Genomic DNA, 20,884 nt, shown 5'->3' on the forward strand with positions numbered 1-20,884 from the left:
TGCCCCCTCCTTCCCTCCACCGCCAACCGGAAGGCGGACCACCCGGCACCCCACACCAGAGAAACCACCGCTCCCGCCACCCACGCATCCCAACCGTTCATAAAGACCCCTCCTTGCCTCTGCAGAAAATAAAAAAAGGCCGCCGACCCGAGGGTCGGCGGCCTGAAGGGAGCCTGAAAAGGCTACGATACGCCCCTCACCGGGGGCATCTCCCTCAAGGACACGACGAACGGACCCCGGGCGTTTCGCCATGGGGACCGCAGGCATACGCATATCCCTGAGGGAAGGACGGAAGAGCCTGGATCGTCCGGTTCCGCGCCATCGGGGAGCCTCCTTTCGCCTTGGGGGTGGGCGGGACGAACCCGCCGGATTTGAGGGGCAATCTACACCCCCTGCGGGGGTCTGTCAAGCCGTCGGGTGGGAAAAACGTCGCCGCGCTTCCTCCTCGAAGACCCGATACGCTGCCGCGCCGAAGAGGACGAAGGCCACCTCCCCCACCGACCCGGGGGCGGAAGCGAAACGCTCCACCTCCCCCAGCATGATCCGGGCGCAGGCCTCCAGGGGAAAGCCCCCCACCCCGGTGCCGAAGGCGGGGAAGGCCACGGAGCGGAGCCCCCGGTCCCGGCACAGGGCCAGACACGCCCCCGTGGCGGCCCGGATGGGCTCCTCCCCCGTGACCAGGTCCTGCCCCATCACCGCCCCGTGGACCACGTGGCGGGCCTGAAGCCGCCCCCCGCCGGTGAGCACCGCCCCGCCCACGGGTACGGGCCCCTGGGCGGCCGCCTCCCGTTCGATCTCCGCCCCCCCGGCGCGCTTGAGGGCCCCCGCCACCCCCGCACCCATCCAGAAATGGTTGTTCGCCGCGTTGGCCACGCAGTCCCCCTCGTAGGCGCACAGGTCCCCCTCCCGAACCCGCAGGACCAGGCCGCCGCCCAGATCGAACGTGGACTCCATGAAACCCCCTCCCTTCGATCTCCCCCCCGGCGGGAAGAGGATCCCCCGGGGGCTTTCGTCCCAGGATAGCACCGAGGGAAGAAGGCAAAGGGGGAAGGGGCGGGAGCCCCCAAGGAGACGTCAAGGCTCCTCTCGGGCCTCCTTGTTGAAGGGGCGCATCGCAAGGGGCCCCGTGGTCGAGCCTTGTTGAAGGAATCGCCCGCAAACTATAACAAGAGGCCCCTTCGGGGTTTCAGGATCGGAGGCGAACCCATGCAAAGAGAGAATCGGCACAGGGCAGGTCACAGAATCCGACAGCCGGAGGATTACGAGGCCTTCATTCCCTCGCCCCTTCCCCCGGACCCACCGCTGGTACTGGACAATGGGATTCTGGATCTGCTCTCGCAGGCGGACCGAGCCCTGGGGCGACTGGACGGATCCACAGAAGTCTTGCCGCAGTCGGATTTGTTCGTCTACATGTACGTCCGGAAGGAGGCGGTCCTCTCCAGCCAAATCGAGGGAACCCAGGCTTCCCTGACAGATCTCCTGGAGCACGAGGCCCGGGAGAAGGAGGCCCGCTCCGGCGATGTGGGAGAGATCTCGAACTACATCGCGGCCATGAACCACGGCCTCCAGAGACTGAAGCATTTCCCCCTCTCGCTCCGACTCATCCGGGAGATCCACGCCAAGCTTCTTGAGGGAACCCGGGGGAGCACTCGAACGCCCGGGGAGTTCCGCAAGACCCAGAACTGGATCGGCCCCGCCGGATGCGTTCTGGCCGAGGCAACCCACGTCCCCCCACCGCCTCACGAGATGATGATCACGCTGGGAGACTGGGAGCGCTTCGTCCACGACGAGACCCCCATGCCGATCCTGATTCGGCTGGGACTCCTTCACGCCCAGTTCGAGACCATCCACCCCTTTCTGGACGGGAACGGTCGGGTGGGGCGACTCCTGATCACCTTCCTCCTCTGCCAGAAGGAGATCCTTCAAAGGCCTCTCCTCTACCTGTCCATCTTTTTCAAGAGAAACCGTCAGGAGTATTACGACCGGCTTCAGGCGATTCGGGACCGGGGAGACTGGGAGGGATGGATTCGGTTCTTCCTCCGGGGGATCTATGAGGTCTCCCAAGAGGCCACCGAGACGGCCCGAAGGATCGTGGCGCTTCGGGAGAGACACCGGGAACAGATCCTCAACCGTCTCGGAGGCAAGGCACCAAACGGACTGAAGCTTCTCGAGGTCCTCTACCGCATGCCCTACATGACGGTCTCCCGTGCCTCCGAGGAGATCGGAGTCTCCTTCGCGGCGGCCAACTCCCTCGCCCGGAGCCTCCGGGAAGCGGGTCTCCTCGCGGAGGTGACCGCGCAGCGGAGAAACCGGCTCTTCCGATACGAGGAGTACCTAAAACTCTTCGGGGAAGGGACAGAGGAGAAGGAGACGAGCGGGAAGGGAACGGACGGCGAGATGCCCGGGTCGGAGACGGGGGGATCGGGGAACGACGAAAACGCCCCGACGGAGTAGGGGAATCGCGGACGGCAAGGGGCCTCCCGGCCCCCCTTGTTGAAGGGGCGCATCACAAGGGGCCCCGTGGCCGAGGCTTGTTGAAGGAATCCCCCACAAACGATCATAAGAGGCCCCTTCGGGTGGACGATCAGGACGAACGAGAAGAGAAACGAGGGGAGATCGGGAGGAGTCAGGGCTTCGCAGCGGGCGAACCCCCTCTCCCGACGCTTCCATCCGGCCCCCTCTGCCCCGGATTTCCTCTGGCTGAACACCTCCGAGGCCTCGAACGCAGGGTTGCATCACGGACTTCGAGATCCGCAGAGAGGATCGAAGCCGGGAGGAAAACGCGGCGGGGAGCCGGAAGGCCCCCTCCTCACGTCTTCTCGACTCTTTCGCACCCCCCGGGCCACCTAGCGCCGCTTCTGAAGAAGGAAGGACAAGGGCATCCCCAGCAGCAGGGCGAGGGGAGCGGAGCCGGCGTTGCAGCCCCCGCCGAAGCGTCGGGGCGTCGGGGTCGGCGTGGCGGTGGGAGCAGGCCGGAAGCCCAGGACGCAGGGATCCAGGAGAGCCCCGGGGGTCGGGTCCAGGTCGTAGGGCCCCCCGTCACGGATCGAGAGGATCAGCGTGCAGCTCCGGCCACCTTCGAGGACGTCCGAGGGGGTGCGGAACCGCTGCCCATCCCAGAGGCCGAAGGTGCCGTCGGCGGCAAGCCCCGAGGGGCTGGAGACCAGGGCGAAGGGCCGGGCCGTCGCGGCGTCGGAGATCTTCACCAGGGCCAGGTCCGAGACCCTGCCCGCCCCGGCGGACAGGGTCAGATTCAGGGCAAGCGATACGACCCCGCCCTCCGGCACGGGGCGCACGGCGAAGACCGGCAGGGCGCCGAGGCTTCCCGTGTCCAGGGCTCCCAGGCCGCTTGTGGCGAGGGCGCCCGAGGCGGTCGAGGAGAGGGGGTAGTCCCGCCCCTCCCAGACCTCCAGAAGGGGCAAGAGGGAGGAGGGAACCGACGAGGCCAGCCCGGAGGCGCTTAAGACCACCAAGCCGGGGGAGGCCAGGGCCAGCCCGGGCACGTCCGAAGAAACGGCCTCCACTGGCAGGGGCGTGGGGATGGGCGCCGGGGGGGCCGCCGTGGGGCCCTCCGTGGGGACCGGGCCGACCGTCGGCGTCGGATCTGCCGGAGAAACCGTGGCCCCGCCCGGCGTGGGCGTCGGGGTGGGTGTCGGAGCCCCCCAGCGGGCCACGTGGTCCGCCGACACGCCGCCGACAGAGGTAAAGTCCCCCCCCGCATAGAGCGCATCCCCCGAGACCGCCAGGGCATAGACCGAGCCGTTCGTGCCCCCGCCCAGGGGCTGCCAGAACTCGCCACCGGCGCCCTTGGGCGCGCCCTGAGCGGGGGATCCGCCCCCGATCTCCCAGGGGGGGAGGACCTCCAGACTCGCTGCGACCAGCGCGAAGAGCAGCGCCACGCCGAGCGCCCGGAGGTGGAGGCCGATCCCCCTCCGGCGGGCCCGCCCGGCGTCGCCGCGGAGGAACGGGGAGGGCACTGGGGTTCCGGCGTTCCCCGAAATCGAGGTGTCCCCGAGGGTTTCGGCGGTCCTGCGATCCCCCGCATCCACGCTTTCCCCCGTGACTGCGGCACTTCCTGCATTCCCGCCACTCCTCGCACCTCGGACATTTCGAACGATCGCAGCGCCTTCAACCTCTTCGGGGCCATCGGTCCTGCCGGGACCTCCGCCTCGCGCGTCCTTCCTCACTCATCCCCTTCGTCGTATCCTCCAGGCATCGAGCTTCGTCTGATTCTTCCTGCTTCGCCTTCCCCTTTCATCCCACACCCCCGACGGGGCCCTCCCTCGCCGAGTCCACGCCCGGAGGGCCCCCTGCTTTCCGGCCACCTCCGCCGGAACAGGACCGACAGAGCCAGGGCCAGGAGGATCGGCCCCCCCAAGAGGGTTCCGGGGGAGGCGGAACGGCAAAACGCCTCTTTCCGCCTCGGTATAAACCTATTGTCAAGGATCGTCCAGAGTTTTCGGGCTTGTCCGTCATTGTTGGTCGGCAAGGGGCCGGCCGCGCCGGCTGGACGGGACGAGCAAAGTGTTGTATATTGCAACTGTTGCTAAAAACAAGATACGGAGGTGAGGGCGTGGAGGAGGACCGGATGGGACAGGCGCTGCGGCGGATCGTGCGGGGTCTGGGGGTGCTGGACGGGGACGCTCCCTGCTGTCCCGGGGTCACCCTGGCGCAGTGCCACGTGCTGACGGAGGTGTGCGGGACCCCAGGGACCTCCCTGGGGGAGCTGGCGGACCGACTGGGGCTGGACAAGAGCACCGTGAGCCGCACCGTGGAGGCCCTGGTGGCCCGGGGGCTCCTGGATCGGCAGCCCCGAAGGGAGAACCGGCGCTGCGTGACCCTCCTGCCCACCCCGTCGGGAGAGGGACTGGGGGCGGAGCTGGAGGCTATGAGACGGCGGCTCTACGGGGATCTGCTGGATCGGGTCCCCGAGGCCCGACGAACCCAGGTGCTGGAGGGGCTGGACCTCCTGGCGGAGGCACTGGAGGCGCAAGGAGCAACCCCCTTCCGGGGGGACGAGGGCCAACCGGCCCCAAAATCCATGGACCAGAAAGGACAGTGCGTACCATGAGCTGTTGCGATCCCAAAGACCGTTGCGACACCCATCAGAAAAGCGAGGAGATCCGGGAGAGGGTGCGTCGACGCTACGCCGAGGCCATCGGCACCGCTTCCAGCTGCTGCGGCGGAAGCTGCGGGCTCCCGGGGGAGGAAGACATCATCGGGGGCAACTACACCCGGGAGGTGCTGCAGAACGTGCCCGAGGGGGTGCAGGCAACCTCCTTCGGCTGCGGGAACCCCATCGAGGCGGCGGGAATCCGCCCGGGGGAGACGGTGCTGGACCTGGGCTGCGGGGCGGGGCTGGACGCCTTCCTGGCCGCCGGGGAGACGGGACCCACGGGGAAGGTCTACGGCCTGGACATGACCGAGGAGATGCTGGAGACGGCCCGGAGAAACCGGGAGGCCTGGGGGCTGGAGAACGTGGAGTTCCTTCGGGGGGAGATGGAGTCCATCCCCCTGCCCGACGGGAGCGTGGACCTGGTGGTCTCCAACTGCGTGCTGAACCTCTCCCCGGAAAAGGACCGGGTCTTCCGGGAGATCGTCCGGGTGCTCCGCCCGGGGGGAAGGATGGCGGTGGCGGACGTGGTGGCCCTGCGTCCCCTCCCGGAGCGGGCCCGGAGAAGCCTGTCGGCCTGGAGCGGCTGCCTCGCCGGGGCCCTCTCCCCGGAGGAGTTCCTCCGGCAGATGGAGGCGGCGGGGCTTCGGGAGACCCGGGTGGAGGTGCGCAAGGCCTACAGTTTTTCCCCTTCCCGGACGGAGGAACTCTTCCCGGAGCTTTCCCCGGAGGAGCGGGAAGGGATCCCCGGAGCCCTGGGCAGCGGCCTGATCCGGGGAGAGAAGCCTCGCCATGCCTGAGGCCGCGACGCTGCGCCCCGCCCGGGCGGAGGACCTCTTCTCCGTAGGGGCACTCCTGGAGAAGGCGGGACTTCCCCTTGAAGGGGTGGAGGGATCCTTCGCCGGCTTCTTCGTGGCGGAGCGGGGGGGAAAGACCGTGGGGTCCGTGGGCGTCGAGATCGCCGGGGACGCGGGGATGGTGCGCTCCCTGGCGGTGGAGGCCTCCCTTCGGGGACGCGGGACGGGCGACGCCCTCCTGCGTCGGGGGGAGGAGGCCCTGCGGGCGGCGGGGGTCGCGGAGGCCTGGGTCCTCACGGAGACCGCCCCGGCCTTCTTCCTCTCCCGGGGGTACCGGGACGCGCCCCGCTCCTCCCTGCCCCCCGCCCTGGCGGAGCGATCCGCCCTCTCCTCGGTCTGCCCCTGTTCCTGCCGCTGCCTGAAGAAATCCCTGGTCTCCCCCGAGGCCTGACGCTTCCCCGTCCCGGGGCCCGGCCCCTTCAGGAAGGGGCGTCGGGTTCCGGGACGGCGGCGGGGCCCGGGGGCAGCAGTTCCGCCATCAGGATGGAGACGAAGATGAGGGCGCAGCCCAGGACCATCCGCATCGTGAAGCTCTCCCCCAGGAGCAGGGCCCCCGTGAGGGCTCCGAAGACCCCCTCCAGGCTGAGGATCAGGGCGGTGTGTGTCGAGGAGGTGTACTTCTGGGCCAGGTTCTGGGTCACCAGGGCGAAGACCGTGCCCAGGAGGACGTTGTAGGCCAGGGCCGCCCACCCCAGGGGGGCGACGGCCCCCGGGAAGGGCTCGAAGGCCAGGGCCAGGGGGACCGTGGCCACCCCCACCACCCCGATCTGCAGCACCGCGAAGGCCACCGGGTCGATCTCCCGGACGAAGCGTTCCACCACCACCATGTGCAGCGCCAGGAAGAGGGCACACAGCAGGCTCAACCCGTCCCCCAGGCCGATGGCGAAATTGTCCTGAAGGGTCAGCAGGAACATGCCGCACAGGCACAGGGCCGCGGCCAGGAAGGGACCGAAGCCGGGGAACCGCCGGGTGGCCGCCCACAGGAGGAAGGGCACCACCACCACGTAGGCGGTGACGATGAAGGCCTGCTTGCCCGCGGTGGTGTACTGCAGGCCCACGGTGGAAACCCAGAAACCCAGGGAAAGCAGCCCCCCCGCCAGAAGCCCCGCCTTGAGGGCGGAGGGGGAGAGGCGGACCAGACGGCGCCCGAACAGGGCACACAGGAGGGCAAAAGCGGAGAGAAACCGGAAGACCGTCAGCCAGAAGGGGGTGAAGGAATCCAACGCCGCCTTCATGGCCACGTACCCCATCCCCCAGAACAGGGCTACCCCCAGAAGCGCCGCGTCCGCCGCCAGCACCGAGCGTTTCGGCGTCATGATCCATCCTCCTTCGTCCCGCCCCGGTCCGACCGGGAAGGGGGCGCTACAGATCCAGGTCCGCCCGGAAGACCAGGACCGCGTCCCCCAGGATGCTCACCCGGCGGGGTTCCCCCTCCTCCAGGTCCACCTCCACGTCCAGGTACCCGCACCGCCCGGAGGAATCCCCCTGGGATCCCCGGAAGCGGAGGGAATCCCCCCGGGGGACCAGGTCGTGGCGGATCAGGTAGGCCCCCAGGGGACCGTGGACGTTTCCCGTGACCGGGTCCTCCCGGACGCCGATGGCGGGGGCGAACATCCGGCCCTGGGTCAGGGAACCCGGGTCCGGATCGTCCAGGGTGAAGGGGAAGTAGCCGTTGCACCCCAGGACCCGGCTGAGGCGCACCAGGGCCTCCATGTCCGGGGCCAGGGCGTCCAGGGCGGACCGCCTCCGCACCGGCACCAGCACCTTCGAATGGCCCGTGGACACCACCTGGACGGGGGCGAAATCTCCCCGATCCTCCCGCCCCAGCCCCAGGGCACCCCACACCGCCTCGGCCAGGTCCTCCCCCAGGGGAGGCTCGAAGACCGGGGGGCCTTGGGTCATGCGGATCCGGTAGTCCTCCCCGTCCCGCAGGATCTCCACGGGCAGGGACCCCGCCCCGGTGAGCTGCCGGTACCGCCCCGGCGCCGTGCCCCCCGCGACGGCCCGGACGTAGTGGGCCGCCACGGTGGCGTGCCCGCACAGGGGAACCTCCGTCCGGGGGGTGAAGAACCGGACCCGCACGTCGTGGTCCGACCCCTCCGGGGGCAGGACGAAGGCGGTCTCGGAATGGTTCAGCTCCCGGGCGATCTGACGCATCCGGGCCTCTCCGAGCCCCTCGCCCCCCAGGACCACCCCCGCGGGGTTGCCGGAAAACACCTTGCGGGTGAACGAATCCACCACAAACACCTGCACGCGGGCCATTCGGCACCCTCTCCTTCCCCGTCCTTCCCCCCCGCCGGCTCAATGCGCCTCGGGAAGACCGCGTTATTCCCGGCACACCGCCGGTTCCGTCTTTCCCTCCCCGGCGAAGCAGGCCAGCAGGACCGCCTGGGCCGCCAGCACCGCCCCGAAGAGGACGAAGGAGGGGGTCTGGCCCATCCATCGCCCCAGGACCCCCCAGAGCAGGGGTCCGGCGAAGTAGCCCACCCCCCAGAAGAGGTAGTAGGCCCCGGAGATGGTGCCCTTGAGGGACTCGGGGGCCTTCTCGTTCAGGTAGGCCATGGAGGCGACGAAGAAGCACCCCAGGCCGGTGGTGCCCACCCCCAGCAGGGCCATGGAGGACAGCTTGGGGAAGAGGAAGAACGTCCCCGTGGCGGCCCCCGCCACCACCAGGCCCAGGACCATGAAGGGCCGGCGTCCCCGGCGGTCCGAAAGGGGCCCGAAGACGAACTGGGCCAGGGTGGTGCCCAGGTACATGGCGGAGAGGAGGTAGCCCGCCTCCACGGGGGAAAAGCCTCCTCGGGCGAGGAGGAACCCGGGGATGAGGGCGAAGAAGAGCCCCTGGGCGGCCCCGTAGAGGCCGATGCCCAGCAGGGCCAGGCGCACGGGACGGGTCTGGAGGAGACGGGCGGCCCCCGCCAGGCTCCAGGACTCGGCCGACCCCCGGGGGCGACGGTTCTCCACCCCCAGGGCCACGATCCCCGCGGCCCCCAGGCAGGCGGCGGCGAAGAACCAGAAGGCCCCCCGGCCGTCCAGGAAGGGCACCAGGGGCACCAGGAGGGGACCCACCACGATGCCCCCGTAGAGGAGCATGGAGTAGCGGCCGATGATCCAGCCCTTGCGCTCCGGGTAGAGGAGGGACAGCAGCGCCGGGGCCAGGGACCACACCGGGGCCTCCCCGGCCCCCTGGATCGCCCGCCCCAGGAACAGGGGCAGGGAGGATCCCGCCAGGGCGAAGACCAGCCCTGCGGCGGCGGAGACGAGGTATCCCGCCACGAGGAAGGGCTTGAAGCCGAAGCGGTCCGAGAGGTTGCCGTAGGGGACCTGGAGGAGGATGTAGGACACCGCGAAGGCCGAGGCGATCCACCCGATCTGGCCGTCCCCCCCGGAGAAGGCCACCACCTGGCTGGTGACCCGGGGCACCGCCACGGACACTCCCAGCATGGACAGGGCCGCCGCCCCGGAGAGGGCCAGCAGGGTCCGGCCCCTTCGGGGATCCGGGGCCTCCCGAAGCGCCTCCCCTTGGTTTTCCGTTCGTTCCGTCACGGGCTCCCTCTCCTTCCCCTCCCAAGGCCTCGGGAGGGATTAGGGGGGAGGATACACCGCCCCAGGGGGTCCCGCAAGGTTTCGCACAGACCGGCTCTACTCCCCCGAGGCCTTCCTTCCCTCCAGCTCCGCCGCCAGGCGGAGCATGTGCTTGCAGGGGACCCGGTGGTGGCGGAAGGCCGGGCAGGTGCAGCTCTCCAGGGTGGTGCGGTACACCCGGCTGCCGTCGGAGGAGCGGAAGCGGCCGCAGGCCTCCTCCCGGTCCAGGTCCAGCAGGCGGGTGGAGGCGGCCCGGGCCTTCGCTCCCTCCTCCCGGGGACCCCGGAAGGGGGGGATGTGCGCCCCCCCGGCCATGCGGGCGGGCACCTCCTCCAGGCAGACCTCGTAGCCCTCCTCCAGGGACCCCGAAGCGGCCAGGTCCTCCAGGTCCCGGAAGCAGGAAACCCCCAGGGCCTGGGCGGCCCGCAGGGCTAAGAAGGCGCAGGCCCGGGCGTCCTCCAGGGCCCGGTGGTGCTTGAAGGAGAACCCCAGGGCCCGGGCCACCCGGTGGAGCTTGTAGCTCTCCAGGCCCGGCCAGGCCCGCCGGGACAGGCGCACGGTGCACAGCCCCCGGGCGGGAGGGGGGGTCAGGGCGTAGAGGGCCAGGGTGCGCCGCAACACCTCCAGGTCGAAGGGGGCGTTGTGCGCCGCCAGGGGCAGACCCTCCAGGAGGGGGCGCACCTCCTCCCACACCGGGGGGAACTCGGGCCACTCCCGGGCCGCCGCGGCGGTGATGCCGTGGATCCAGGTGTTTCCCCTCTCGAAGGTGCGAAAGGCCCGGTGGGGCCGGATCCCCCAGAGCCGTTCCGCCACCACCCGCCCCTCCCGGACCACCACCACCCCCAGGGAACAGGGGCTTTCGGGGTACCGGTTGGCGGTCTCGAAATCCAGGGCCGCAAAGTTCAAGGACGCCACTCTCCTCTTTTTCCCCGGGGCCAGCCCCGGGAGCGTCCTCCTACCGGAAGGACGCCTCCAGTTCCGGAGCCGTCAGGGTGGGGACGAAGCGGATCAGATCGTACTCCGCCGCCCCCTCCCGGTGGAAGGGGTCCTCCTTCAGGATCTCCCGCAGGGCCCCCTCGTCCTCCCCCCGGGCCAGGATCACCCCGCCCGTTCGGGGCTCTCTCCTGCCCGCCCCCAGGAAGGTCCCGGAGGCGAGGTGCCGCCTCAGAAACTCCCGATGCTCCTCCAGCAGGGCGTCGATCTCCTCCAGGGGCCGGACGTACCGCACCAGCACCACGAACATGAAATCTCCTCCTTTTCTTCCCGGGGCTTCCGGGACCGGGGCCATCATCCCTTCCGGGCGCCCTCCTCGGGCCGCCGGAACCCCAGGGCGACCCACCAGCTTCCGTCCCTTCGTCCCGCCGGGAGGAGGCAGCAGGACCCCAGGACCTTGCCCACCTCTTCCGGGGAGAGGGCCCGCACGGGGAGAAGTGCCCCCTCCAGCCCCTGGGCCAGACGCCCCGCTCGCCGGGTGGGGTCCAGGTCGTGCACCACCACCCGCCCCCCGGGGGCGACGACCCGTGCGGCCTCCCGCAGGGCGGCCCGGGGATCCTCCAGGTGGTGGAGCACGTAGGAGAGCAGCACCCGCCGGAACGACCCGTCGGGGAAGGGCAGGGCCGCCGCGTCTCCCCGGCAGGTCCGCACCCCCGAGGGCACCCGGGCCAGCATGGCGGGAGAGGCGTCCAGCACCCAGGCCTCGGCGAGACGGGGCAGCAGGGAGGCGGCGAACCGCCCCGTGCCGCCCCCCACGTCCAGGAGCGTCTCCCCTCCCGCCAGGGACAAAAGATCCGTCACCGCCTCGGGATGCCCCAGGCGCAGCAGGTCATGGAAGCGGTCGTAGTGCGGGGCGATCCGGTCGAAGAAGGACACGGGGTTACGGCTGGGGGCGTTTCCAGACGGCCGTGGCTCCCTGGTCCAGCCTTTTCGGACCTCCCGTGAGGGTGACCTCCGAGTCCGTCATGGTCAGGCGCTTGAAGGTGACGGGGAAGGGGATGTCCCGGAACTCCAGGAGGGGGTTCACGGAGGAGACCACCCGGGCGGTGAAGGAGTCGGGCTGCTTGAGCCCCTCCACGAACATGGCCACCTGGTCCAGGATGATGCCCTCCGGCCGGAGGGCCAGCACCCCCTGGGCGGCCAGGCGGATGCGGAAGGTGAAGAGGAACGAGGCGGTGTAGATCCCCTTGGCCTGAAAGCCCGAGGGGGTGAAGTCGAAGTGCAGCCCCGTGAAGCCGCTCTCCTCGTTCTTGGCGAAGTAGCCGTTCACGTCCTTCTCCAGCAGGGTCAGCTCCCCCACGGAGGAGGCGATGAGCCCCGCCAGGGCGTCGGCATCCCCGGAGACGGGGGCGCGTTCGGGCTTCAGCGTCGCCTCCAGCCGCAGGGAGTCGATGCGGATCTTGTCGATCCAGGCGCCCCGGGCCTCCACGTAGGCCGTGGACCCGTCGGTGGTGACGGTGAGCTGGTCAGGGCGGAACTTCTTTCCCAGCTCCCGGGCGATCTCCTCCGCCAGGGCCTTGGGGTCCGGCCCCGCCTCCGCCTCGGGCAGAGGGGCCAGGAGGGAGCAGAGCAGCAACAGGACGGACAGGAAGAGGATTCGTCGGTTCACGGGACAGGCCTCCTCGGAGGGAAGGGATCAGATCCCCCCGATTGTAGCCTTTTCCCCAAGGGAAGGGGCGGCCCCTCGGGGCCGCCCCTTCCCTTCACTCCCGTCCCAGAAACCCCTTCAGGTCCGTCAGAAACCTCTCCGGGTCCGCCACCCCCCGGCGGCGCAGCAGGTCCCCCAGGGAGCCCGGAGCGGCGTCGCAGCAGCCCAGGAAGCTCACCCCCCGGACCACCGCCCACCCCGCCGCCTCGGGATGCTCCCTCACCAGGTCCTCCACCGGCGTGTCCAGGGACAGGGGACCCACGGTCAGTACATCCCCAGGGGCTTCTCGCTGAGGCTGATGAAGATGTTCTTCTTCTGGGTGTAGTGGTCCAGCATCATCTTGTGGGTCTCCCGGCCCACCCCGGACTTCTTGTACCCCCCGAAGGGGGCATGGGCGGGCAGGTTGTTGTAGTTGTTCACCCACATGCGTCCCGTCTCCACCGCCCCGGCCACCCGAAGGGCCCGGTTGATGTCCCGGGTCCACACGGCGCCGCCCAGGCCATACTCGTTGTCGTTGGCCAGGCGCACCACTTCCGCCTCGTCCTCGAAGGGGAGGAAGCACACCACGGGGCCAAAGATCTCCTCCCGGGCCACCCGCATGGAGTTGTCCACGTCCGCCAGGATGGTGGGCTCCATGAAGCAGCCCCCGTCGAGAGCTCCCCCGGAGGCCCGAACCCCTCCGCAGGCCACCCGGGCCCCTTCCTGCCGTCCCACCTCCACGTAGCCCAGGATCTTCTGGAGCTGCGCCTCGTTGATCTGACAGCCCATCTGGGTGTCCGGCTCCCAGGGAAGCCCCACCTTCACCTTCCGGAAGGCCTCGGCGCAGGCCCCCAGGAATCGCTCGTAGATGTCCCGGTGGACGAAGACCCGGGAACCGGCGCAGCACACCTGCCCCTGGTTCAGCAGGATGCCCAGCTGCACCCCCTCCACGGCCTTCTCCCAGGGGCAGTCGGGGAAGAAGATGTTCGCCGACTTGCCCCCCAGCTCCAGGGTGGCGGGGATCAACCGGTCCGCCGCCGCCCGGGCCACGGTGTAGCCCACCTCCGTGGACCCCGTGAAGGCCAGCTTGCGGAACCCCGGGTGGGCCAGCATCAGGTCGCCGGTGGTGGAGCCTCGGCCGGTGATCACGTTCACCACCCCCGGGGGCAGCACCTGCTGGAGGATCTTGGCGAACTCCAGCAGGCTCAGGGGAGTGGTGGAGGAGGGCTTGATCACCACCGTGTCCCCCGCCGCCAGGGCCGGGGCGATCTTCCAGGCTCCCATGAGGAAGGGGAAGTTCCAGGGGATGATCTGCCCCACCACGCCGATGGGCTCCCGAAGCACCAGGCTCAGGGTGTCCTGGTCGATCTGCGCCGCCGTGCCCTCCTCCGCCCGGATGGCCCCGGCGAAATAGCGGAAGTGGTCCGACGCCAGGGGCACGTCCACGTTTCGGCTCTCCCGGATGGGCTTGCCGTTGTCCAGGGTCTCCGTCAGGGCCAGCTTCTCCGCGTGTTCGTCGATGAGGTCCGCGATCTTCAGGAGGAGCGTCGCCCGCTCCAGGGGGCTGGTGTGCCGGAAGGTCTCGAAGGCCCGCCAGGCCGCGTCCACCGCCCGGTCCACGTCCACCTTCCCCGCATCGGCGCAGGTGGCGAGCTTCTGCCCGTCCGCAGGGCAGAAGGTGTCGAAGGTGCGTCCCTCCGCCGCGGGAACCCACTTGCCGTCGAGGAACAGTCCGTACGTCGCATCCATGGGTCTTTCCATCTTCCCACCGCTCCCTTCGCATCGACTCTTCGCCTCGCCCCGGGAGTTCCGGCCTCGGGGCCTCCCTGGATTCCGACCTCTTTCGGACAACACCCCATGGGTCCGACCGCCGAGAACGGGAGGCCGGAAGGGAAACACCCGGGGGAACAGCCGAGGGGACGACGGCGGGCGGGGGGTCGCGGGCGGGGATGGCTCGGGCGGCCGGGCGCCTTGGAGGGCAAAGCGGGTGAGAGACGGAATCCTTCGCAAGGGAACCGACCCGGGCCAAAAGGCACCGGGGGATATTGTTCCCTCCGTAACGATTTGAAAATTAGCACTTGGTCCCATGGGGCGTCAATCGTTTTGTCCACAGGAAGCGGTTTTGTCCACCCCTTGACACTCGGGCGTATTCTGGTATTTTTATACCACAATACACAAAACGAGGAGGGGGAGCCCTTGAGCGGAATCCTCCATTTCAGCGAGGCCGCCTCCCTGGCGGTGCACGGGGTGCTGCTCCTGGCGGCCTCGGGGGGGGAGCACCGGACGGTGCGCTCCCTGGCGGAGGCGGTGGGGGCCTCGGAGGCCCACCTGGCCAAGGTGGTGCAGCGCCTGGGCAAGGCGGGGATCCTGTCCTGCACCCGGGGGCCCCGGGGAGGGGTTTTTCTGGCCCGCCCGGCGGGGGAGATCACCCTGCTTGAAGTGTACGAGGCGGTGGAGGGCCCCCTGGACCGGGGGGGATGTGTGCTGGGCCGGTCCGCCTGTCCCTTCGGGGCCTGCCTCTTCGGGGGGCTCCTGGAGCGGGTGTCCGGGGAGGTGCGGGATTTTCTGGCCGCCACCACCCTGGAGGACTTCTGGAAGAGCCGGGGCCTGGGCCCCGAAAACGCACCGCTGACGGAAACGGAAGAGGAGGGTTGAACATGGCACTGCGCAAGATCATCCGCATCGACGAGGACAAGTGCGACGGCTGCGGCCAGTGCGCCGCCGCCTGCCACGAGGGGGCCATCCAGATGGTGGACGGGGTGGCGAAGCTGGTGAGCGACAGCTACTGCGACGGCCTGGGGGACTGCATCGGGGAGTGCCCCCGGGGGGCCATCTCCTTCGAGACCCGGGAGGCGGCGGGCTACGACGCGGCGGCGGTGGCGGCCCGCAAAGCCCACGGGGCGGGGGAGACCCTGCCCTGCGGTTGCCCGGGCACCCTGGCCCGTTCCCTGAAAGCCCCCTGTCCCGGGGAGGCGCCCCGGGACCCGAGAACAAGCCCTTCTTCGAGTCCCGTTTCTGCTACACTACAGGAGGAACAATCTGCCTCGACGCTTTCCAACTGGCCGGTGCAGCTTCGCCTGGTGCCCGAGAACGCCCCGTACCTCCAGGGGGCACACCTGCTCCTGGCGGCGGACTGCACCGCCTTCGCCCACCCCGCCTTCCACCGGGACTTCCTGCCCGGCAAGGTGTGCCTGGTGGGGTGTCCCAAGCTGGACGACTCGGGGGCCTACCGGGAAAAGCTGGCCCGGATCCTGGGGACCGGATCGGTCCGCTCCCTGGAGGTGGTGACCATGGAGGTCCCCTGCTGTTCCGGCTTGGTGAGGCTGGCCCAGGAAGCGGTGGAGGAGGCGAGGGCCTCGATCCCCGTGACCTTCGTGCGGGTGGGCATCGACGGGGCGGTGCAGGAGCGGCGCACCGTGGAGTATCGCTTCGGCTGATCGATTCAGGCGCGCTTAAGGGGCTTTCGGGAAGGACCACGGATCGGAGGAGAAGGAGGCGGTAGGAACCATGTTCTGTTACCAGTGCGAGCAGACGGCCAAGGGAACGGGATGCACCAGCTTCGGGGTGTGCGGCAAGGACCCGGAGGTGGCGGCGCTTCAGGACCTGCTGGTGCACCTGGCGGGACAGGTCGGGCAGCTGGCCCATCGGGCCCGCAGGCTGGGGGCGAAGGACCCCAAGGTGGACCGTTTCGTAGTGGAGGCCCTGTTCACCACCGTCACCAACGTGAACTTCGACCCCGCCCGGCTGGAGACCCTGCTGCGCCGGGGCTTCGAGGTCAAGGCCGCGGCCCGGAAGCTCTACGAGGACGCCGCCGCCCGGGCGGGGGTCCCGGCGGAGGAGCTGCACTGCGACCTGCCCGTGGAGCCGGTGCTGGACCTGAACGCCCTGGTGCGCCTGGGGGAGAAGGTCTCCCCGGAGGCGGACATCGAGAAGTACGGGGACACCGTGGCGGGGCTCAAGTGGCTGGTGATCTACGGTCTCAAGGGGACCGCGGCCTACGCGGACCACGCCCTGATCCTGGGCAAGGAGGACCCGGAGGTCTTCGGGTTCTTCCACGAGGCCCTGGACGGGATCATGATGAAGGACCTCACCGTGGAAGCCCTGCTGCCCCTGTCCCTGAAGGTGGGGGAGTGGAACCTGAAGGTCATGGAGCTGCTGGACGCGGCCAACACGGGGGCCTACGGCCACCCGGTGCCCACGGCGGTGCGGGTGCACCCCCGGAAGGGCAAGGCCATCCTGGTGTCGGGGCATGACCTGCTGGACCTGCACGAGCTGCTGGTCCAGACCCAGGGCACGGGCATCCAGGTCTACACCCACGGGGAGATGCTTCCCGCCCACGGCTATCCGGAGCTGCACAAGTTCCCCCACCTGGCGGGGAACTACGGCGGAGCCTGGCAGGACCAGCAGAAGGAGTTCGACGCCTTCCCCGGAGCCATCCTCATGACCACCAACTGTATCCAGAAGCCCAAGGAAAGCTACAAGGGGCGCATCTTCACCACCGGCCTGGTGGCCTGGCCCGGGGTGACCCATCTGCCGGACCGGAACTTCAAGCCCCTCATCGACGCGGCCCTGGCGGCCCCGGGCTTCGCCGAGGACGGTCCGGACCAGACCATCCTGGTGGGCTTCGCCCGCAACGCCGTGCTGGGCGCGGCGGGGAAGGTGGTGGAGCTGGTGAAGGCCGGGAAGATCCGCCACTTCTTCCTGGTGGGAGGCTGTGACGGGGCCAAGTCGGGGCGCAACTACTACACGGACTTCGCCAAGGCCGCCCCGCAGGACACGGTGATCCTCACCCTGGCCTGCGGCAAGTACCGGTTCAACAAGCTGGAGTTCGGGGACATCGAGGGGATCCCCCGGCTGCTGGACTGCGGCCAGTGCAACGACGCCTACTCCGCCATCCGCATCGCCGTGGCCCTGGCGGAGGCCTTCGGCACCGACGTGAACAGCCTGCCCCTGTCCCTGATCCTCTCCTGGTACGAGCAGAAGGCGGTGTGCATCCTCCTCACCCTGCTGCACCTGGGGATCAGGAACATCCGGCTGGGCCCTTCCCTGCCCGCCTTCGTGTCCCCCGCGGCGCTCCAGGTGCTGGTGGACGCCTACGGCATCCGGCCCATCGGGGCCTCCGCGGAGGAGGACCTGGCGGCCATCCTGGGCTGATCCCCCGCCACAGCTCCTCGGGCCCCGGCGCACCCCGCCGGGGCCTTTTTCGTGGTCCCCGGAAGGGGCGTACAATGGCGGGGCATGACCTGAAAAGGAAAGGATGATGGATCATGGGACAGGTGCGGCTCATCGTGGAGGGCATGACCGCCAGCGGCAAGACCACCACGGTGGACCTGGTCTCCCGCAGGCTGGGGCTCTCGGTGATGCCCGAGGAGTTCCGGGACCCCTACGACCTGCTGCGGCGGTTCCACCACGACCGGACCTGGGCGCTGCCCATGCAGCTCCAGTTTCTGGTGACCCGGTTCGCCCAGTACCTCTGCGCCTCCGAGGAGGACCGGTACGTGCTGGACCGAAGCGTCTTCGGGGACCGGATCTACGCGGGGCTGTACCACCGCCTGGGGTACTTCACGGACCGGCAGTTCCAGACCTACCTGGACCTGTACCACAGCCTCCTGGGCAACCTGTGCCCCCCTCGGCTGATCCTGGTGCTGAAGTGCCCCCTGGAGACGGTGCTGGAGCGCATCCGCCGCCGGGGCCGGGAGGACGAGCTGGCGGCGGGGGAGGACTACTGGCGGGCCCTGCACCAGGCCTACGAGGGCTTCCTGCCCCACCTGAAGGACGAAAAGCCCGCCATCCCCACCCTGGTGCTGGACACGGGATCCGTGAACCTGGTGGGGGACCGGGAGGCCATCGACGCCTTCCTGGCGGACCTGCGGGAGCGGCTGGGCTGATCCTTTAAATTCATACCTCCATAGTTTTGTTTTTATGCTTTTCATGATAAAATCGGGCATCCCCGTCCAGGAGGTCTTCCCATGACCCCGTCGCCCCGCACCCCCCGCCAGGACCCGCCCCAGCCCCCCGAGGGGGGCCATGGAGGCGTGGAGACCCCGAGCCCTTGGTCGGCCTGGCTGCGCGAGACCCGGGACTACGTGGCCCGTCTGGACCCCCGGGGACGCCTCCTGGAGGCGGGCGGGGCCTTTCGCCCCCTCCTGCGGGACCCCCAGGAAGACCCGGCCTCCCGGATCAGCCCCCCCGCCCCGTGGCGACAGGCCCTGGCCCAGGTCCGAACCGCCCGACGCCCCCTGCGCCGCACCCTCCGGGTTCAAGGCGACGGGGGCCTGCGGGAGGTGGAGTTCCAGTTCCTCCCCCTTCTGGAGGGTAAAGACCTGACGGGCATCCTGGCCCAGGGACGGGACGTGACGGAGCTTCGGCAGCTCCAGAGGGAACGGGCCCAGAACCAGGACCTCCGGACCTTGGGGTACATGACCTCCGGGGTGGTGCACGACCTCCAGAACCTCTTCGCGGTGGTGCTGGGCTCCCTGGACATGGCGGAAGGGCGCCTCCGGGCGGGACGCTCGGGGGAACAGGACCTCTCCCGGGCCCGGCGGGGGGCTCTGCGGGCCCGGGCCCTGGCCTCCCAGGTGCTCCGCCAGACCCGAGGGGGGAAGGAAACGCGGTGCCTCTTCCCCCCCACCCTGACGGTGGAGGAGGTGCTGGACTTCCTTCTTCCCCTGACCCGGGGCTCGTCGCTACACCTCGCCTCCTCCGAGGAGGCCCATCGGGCCCTGGTGTGGGGCGCCCCGGGAGAAATCGGTCGGATCGTCCTGAACCTGTGCGTCAACGCCTTCCAGGCCCTGGAGGCCCGCCCCGGACGGGTGGAGGTGGGGTGCTCCGTGGAGGAGCTGAAAGCCTCGGAGGCTCGGAAGCGGGGCCTGAAGGACCCCGGACCGGCCTTCGTCCTCACGGTGCAGGACGACGGCCCGGGCATCCCCCGGGAGGTCCAGGACCGCATCTTCCAGCGGGGGGTGAGCTTCCGGCCGGAGGGACACGGCCTGGGGCTGGGGGTGGTGCAGGACCTGGTCCGGGACCTGGGGGGAGGGGTCTGGGTCCGGTCCGTCCCCGGGGAGGGGGCGGCCTTTTCCGTGGCCCTTCCCGTGCGGGGCTGGACGGACCCCCGGGACCGGGAGGAGACCCCCCGCCAGGGAAACGAGCGGGTGTGGACCCTTCTGTCCTCCCCCTGGAGGGAGCTGTACGGGGGACTTCTGTCCAGCTGGGGCTACGACGTGACCCCCTTCGAGAGCGCCGCCGCCCTGGTCCGCCGCCTGGGGGACCTGGACCCGTCCGCGGACCTCCTCCTCCTGGAAAAACCCGACGAAGACGCCTCCGCCCTGAACCGGGCCCTCTCGGGACACCCCCGCCTTCCCCGGATCCTCCTGGGCTCGGACCCCTCGACCCTCCCGGGGGGAGGGCTTTCCCTGCCCCTCCCGGCTTCCCGGACGGACATTGCCCTTGCCCTGGCCCAAGCCTTCGATTCGTTCCGAAAGGTGTAGAATCGAACGTACCAAATGAACCGGAGGTCCCCCCATGACCCGGAACCGGCCTTCCCGGAGGCTTCCATGACCTGCCTGCGCCTCTTCCTGTTCTTCACTCGCCTCAGCGCCGTCACCTTCGGCGGGGGGATGGTGCTGCTGTCCATGGCCCGGGAACAGCTCCGGGGGCGGGAGGACCTGCCCGAGGCGACCCTGGAGGGGATCGTGCAGCTCGCCGGAGCCATGCCCGGCCCCATCGCCTGCTCCACCGCCTACCTGGTGGGGCACCACTACCGGGGGTTTGCGGGAGCGGCCTCGGCGGTGACGGGGGTGGTGGTGCCCCCCTTCCTGACCATCCTGGCGGCGGGGGGCTGGGTGCTGCGCCACCAGGGGGACCCGGCCCTGGGGGCCTTCTTCTCCGGGGTGCTCTGCGCCTCCGCCGCCCTGGTGGCCCGGGTGGTCTGGGACGCCTGCCGGTCCTCCCTTCCCGGAGGCTGGCGCGGACCCGTCGCCTTCGCCCTGGTGCTGCTGTTGGCCCTGGGGCTGCGGGCACACCCCCTGGCGGCGCTTTTGGCAGGGGTCGCGGTGGGGCTGCTGCCCCGGGGCCGGGCATGACCCCCCTGATCACCCTGGTCCTGGCCTTCGCCCGGGTGGGCCTGGGGGCCTTCGGAGGGGGCGTGGGGGCCATCCCCCTGATCCAGTACGAACTGGTGACCCGTTCCGGGTGGCTCTCCCCCCAGGGGTTCGACCAGGTGCTGGCCCTCTCCCAGGTCACCCCGGGACCCATCGCGGTGAACGCCGCCACCTTCGTGGGGCTGGCCCAAGGCGGCCTGGCGGGGGCCCTCCTGGCCACGGGGGCGGTGGTGGGAACCCCCCTGGCGGCCCTGGAGATCCTGCGCCGCCTCCTCCTTCGGGCCTCCCCGGAGGGGGCGGAACGCTTTCGCCAGGCCCTGGGACCTGCGGTGGCGGGGCTCTTCCTCCTGGCGCTCCTTCCCCTGCTTCGAGCCTCCCTCACCGACCTGGCCCACGGGCTCCTCCTGGGGGCCTGTCTGGGGGCCACCCGGCTCCCGGTCTTCCGGAAGCACCCCCCCCTGCTGGTGGTCGCCGCGGGCCTGGCGGGGCTGGCTCTCTTCCACCTCCTCCCTCCCCTTCTGGGGTCATCCCTTCGGTTCCTTTCTGTAAAGATTTCGTAAGATCCCTTCCCATAATGGAAGCCGGGGGAAGACCCCCGATCCATTCGAAG

At 70.0% G+C, this 20,884-nt stretch carries 22 protein-coding genes; 11 read left to right on the forward strand and 11 right to left on the reverse strand.

The features are described from left to right. Positions 1-405 precede the first annotated feature (405 nt). Entirely contained in the window at positions 406-954 is a 549-nt protein-coding gene (locus tag APAU_RS12160; RefSeq protein ID WP_006302060.1) for a macro domain-containing protein, read from the reverse strand. 252 nt (positions 955-1,206) lie between these two features. On the opposite strand from APAU_RS12160, the gene APAU_RS12165 reads away from it, so the two are divergent. Further along, entirely contained in the window at positions 1,207-2,454 is a 1,248-nt protein-coding gene (locus APAU_RS12165; protein WP_006302061.1) for a Fic family protein, read from the forward strand. A 392-nt stretch (positions 2,455-2,846) separates the two neighbouring features. Here APAU_RS12165 and APAU_RS12170 read toward each other — a convergent pair whose 3' ends face one another. Further along, the gene (locus APAU_RS12170; protein ID WP_156789503.1) at positions 2,847-3,899 is read right to left on the reverse strand and encodes a Synerg-CTERM sorting domain-containing protein; all 1,053 of its coding nucleotides are present in this window, start codon (positions 3,897-3,899) and stop codon (positions 2,847-2,849) included. 674 nt (positions 3,900-4,573) lie between these two features. Between APAU_RS12170 and APAU_RS12175 the strand changes: the two genes are divergently transcribed. Genes APAU_RS12175 through APAU_RS12185 form a run of 3 tightly spaced genes read left to right on the forward strand, consistent with a single transcriptional unit; the run spans position 4,574 to position 6,361 of the window. Further along, positions 4,574-5,071: a MarR family winged helix-turn-helix transcriptional regulator gene (locus APAU_RS12175; RefSeq protein WP_006302063.1), complete on the forward strand. Its 498-nt coding sequence runs from the start codon at positions 4,574-4,576 to the stop codon at positions 5,069-5,071. Beyond that, positions 5,068-5,913, forward strand: coding sequence for an arsenite methyltransferase (gene arsM / locus APAU_RS12180; RefSeq protein ID WP_006302064.1), 846 nt, complete (start codon positions 5,068-5,070; stop codon positions 5,911-5,913). The genes APAU_RS12175 and arsM overlap by 4 nt, the downstream gene beginning before the upstream one ends. After that, the gene (locus APAU_RS12185; RefSeq protein ID WP_006302065.1) at positions 5,906-6,361 is read left to right on the forward strand and encodes a GNAT family N-acetyltransferase; all 456 of its coding nucleotides are present in this window, start codon (positions 5,906-5,908) and stop codon (positions 6,359-6,361) included. The genes arsM and APAU_RS12185 overlap by 8 nt, the downstream gene beginning before the upstream one ends. 28 nt (positions 6,362-6,389) lie before the next feature. Here the strand turns inward: APAU_RS12185 and APAU_RS12190 are convergent, their stop codons facing one another. From APAU_RS12190 to APAU_RS12230, 9 genes are all read right to left on the reverse strand, one after another. Then, on the reverse strand, positions 6,390-7,286 hold the full coding sequence (locus APAU_RS12190; RefSeq protein WP_006302066.1) for a DMT family transporter: 897 nt from the start codon (positions 7,284-7,286) through the stop codon (positions 6,390-6,392). Between the two features lie 46 nt (positions 7,287-7,332). Then, positions 7,333-8,232: a PhzF family phenazine biosynthesis isomerase gene (locus APAU_RS12195; RefSeq protein ID WP_006302067.1), complete on the reverse strand. Its 900-nt coding sequence runs from the start codon at positions 8,230-8,232 to the stop codon at positions 7,333-7,335. A 63-nt stretch (positions 8,233-8,295) separates the two neighbouring features. After that, positions 8,296-9,516, reverse strand: a complete 1,221-nt coding sequence (locus tag APAU_RS12200) for an MFS transporter (protein ID WP_006302068.1) — start codon at positions 9,514-9,516, stop codon at positions 8,296-8,298. Positions 9,517-9,612: 96 nt separating this feature from the next. After that, positions 9,613-10,461, reverse strand: a complete 849-nt coding sequence (locus APAU_RS12205) for an exonuclease domain-containing protein (RefSeq protein WP_006302069.1) — start codon at positions 10,459-10,461, stop codon at positions 9,613-9,615. A gap of 49 nt (positions 10,462-10,510) precedes the next feature. After that, a complete protein-coding gene (locus APAU_RS12210) occupies positions 10,511-10,798 on the reverse strand; it encodes a YciI family protein (protein ID WP_006302070.1) in 288 nt (95 codons plus the stop codon). A gap of 44 nt (positions 10,799-10,842) precedes the next feature. Next, on the reverse strand, positions 10,843-11,424 hold the full coding sequence (locus tag APAU_RS12215) for a class I SAM-dependent methyltransferase (protein WP_006302071.1): 582 nt from the start codon (positions 11,422-11,424) through the stop codon (positions 10,843-10,845). Positions 11,425-11,428: 4 nt separating this feature from the next. Next, positions 11,429-12,157, reverse strand: a complete 729-nt coding sequence (locus APAU_RS12220; RefSeq protein ID WP_006302072.1) for an LmeA family phospholipid-binding protein — start codon at positions 12,155-12,157, stop codon at positions 11,429-11,431. 94 nt (positions 12,158-12,251) lie between these two features. Further along, complete coding sequence (locus tag APAU_RS13400; protein ID WP_006302073.1) at positions 12,252-12,458, reverse strand: hypothetical protein; 207 nt, start codon at positions 12,456-12,458, stop codon at positions 12,252-12,254. Positions 12,459-12,460: 2 nt separating this feature from the next. Then, positions 12,461-13,924 carry an aldehyde dehydrogenase family protein gene (locus APAU_RS12230; RefSeq protein WP_232207741.1) on the reverse strand — a complete coding sequence of 488 codons (1,464 nt, stop codon included), beginning with the start codon at positions 13,922-13,924 and terminating at the stop codon, positions 12,461-12,463. 447 nt (positions 13,925-14,371) lie between these two features. Between APAU_RS12230 and APAU_RS13605 the strand changes: the two genes are divergently transcribed. From APAU_RS13605 to APAU_RS12265, 7 genes are all read left to right on the forward strand, one after another. Beyond that, positions 14,372-14,830 (forward strand): RrF2 family transcriptional regulator, encoded by a 459-nt coding sequence (locus APAU_RS13605; RefSeq protein WP_006302075.1) that lies wholly within the window; start codon positions 14,372-14,374, stop codon positions 14,828-14,830. A 2-nt stretch (positions 14,831-14,832) separates the two neighbouring features. Further along, complete coding sequence (locus APAU_RS12240; protein WP_006302076.1) at positions 14,833-15,612, forward strand: ATP-binding protein; 780 nt, start codon at positions 14,833-14,835, stop codon at positions 15,610-15,612. Positions 15,613-15,682: 70 nt separating this feature from the next. Further along, a complete protein-coding gene (gene hcp, locus APAU_RS12245) occupies positions 15,683-17,329 on the forward strand; it encodes a hydroxylamine reductase (protein WP_006302077.1) in 1,647 nt (548 codons plus the stop codon). Positions 17,330-17,442: 113 nt separating this feature from the next. Further along, a complete protein-coding gene (locus APAU_RS12250; RefSeq protein ID WP_006302078.1) occupies positions 17,443-18,063 on the forward strand; it encodes a deoxynucleoside kinase in 621 nt (206 codons plus the stop codon). Positions 18,064-18,144: 81 nt separating this feature from the next. Then, positions 18,145-19,662 carry an ATP-binding protein gene (locus APAU_RS12255; RefSeq protein ID WP_006302079.1) on the forward strand — a complete coding sequence of 506 codons (1,518 nt, stop codon included), beginning with the start codon at positions 18,145-18,147 and terminating at the stop codon, positions 19,660-19,662. A 66-nt stretch (positions 19,663-19,728) separates the two neighbouring features. Continuing rightward, entirely contained in the window at positions 19,729-20,256 is a 528-nt protein-coding gene (locus APAU_RS12260; RefSeq protein WP_006302080.1) for a chromate transporter, read from the forward strand. Further along, a complete protein-coding gene (locus APAU_RS12265) occupies positions 20,253-20,834 on the forward strand; it encodes a chromate transporter (RefSeq protein ID WP_006302081.1) in 582 nt (193 codons plus the stop codon). The genes APAU_RS12260 and APAU_RS12265 overlap by 4 nt, the downstream gene beginning before the upstream one ends. Positions 20,835-20,884 lie beyond the last annotated feature (50 nt).

It is taken from the genome of Aminomonas paucivorans DSM 12260 (assembly GCF_000165795.1).
Classification (GTDB): domain Bacteria; phylum Synergistota; class Synergistia; order Synergistales; family Synergistaceae; genus Aminomonas; species Aminomonas paucivorans.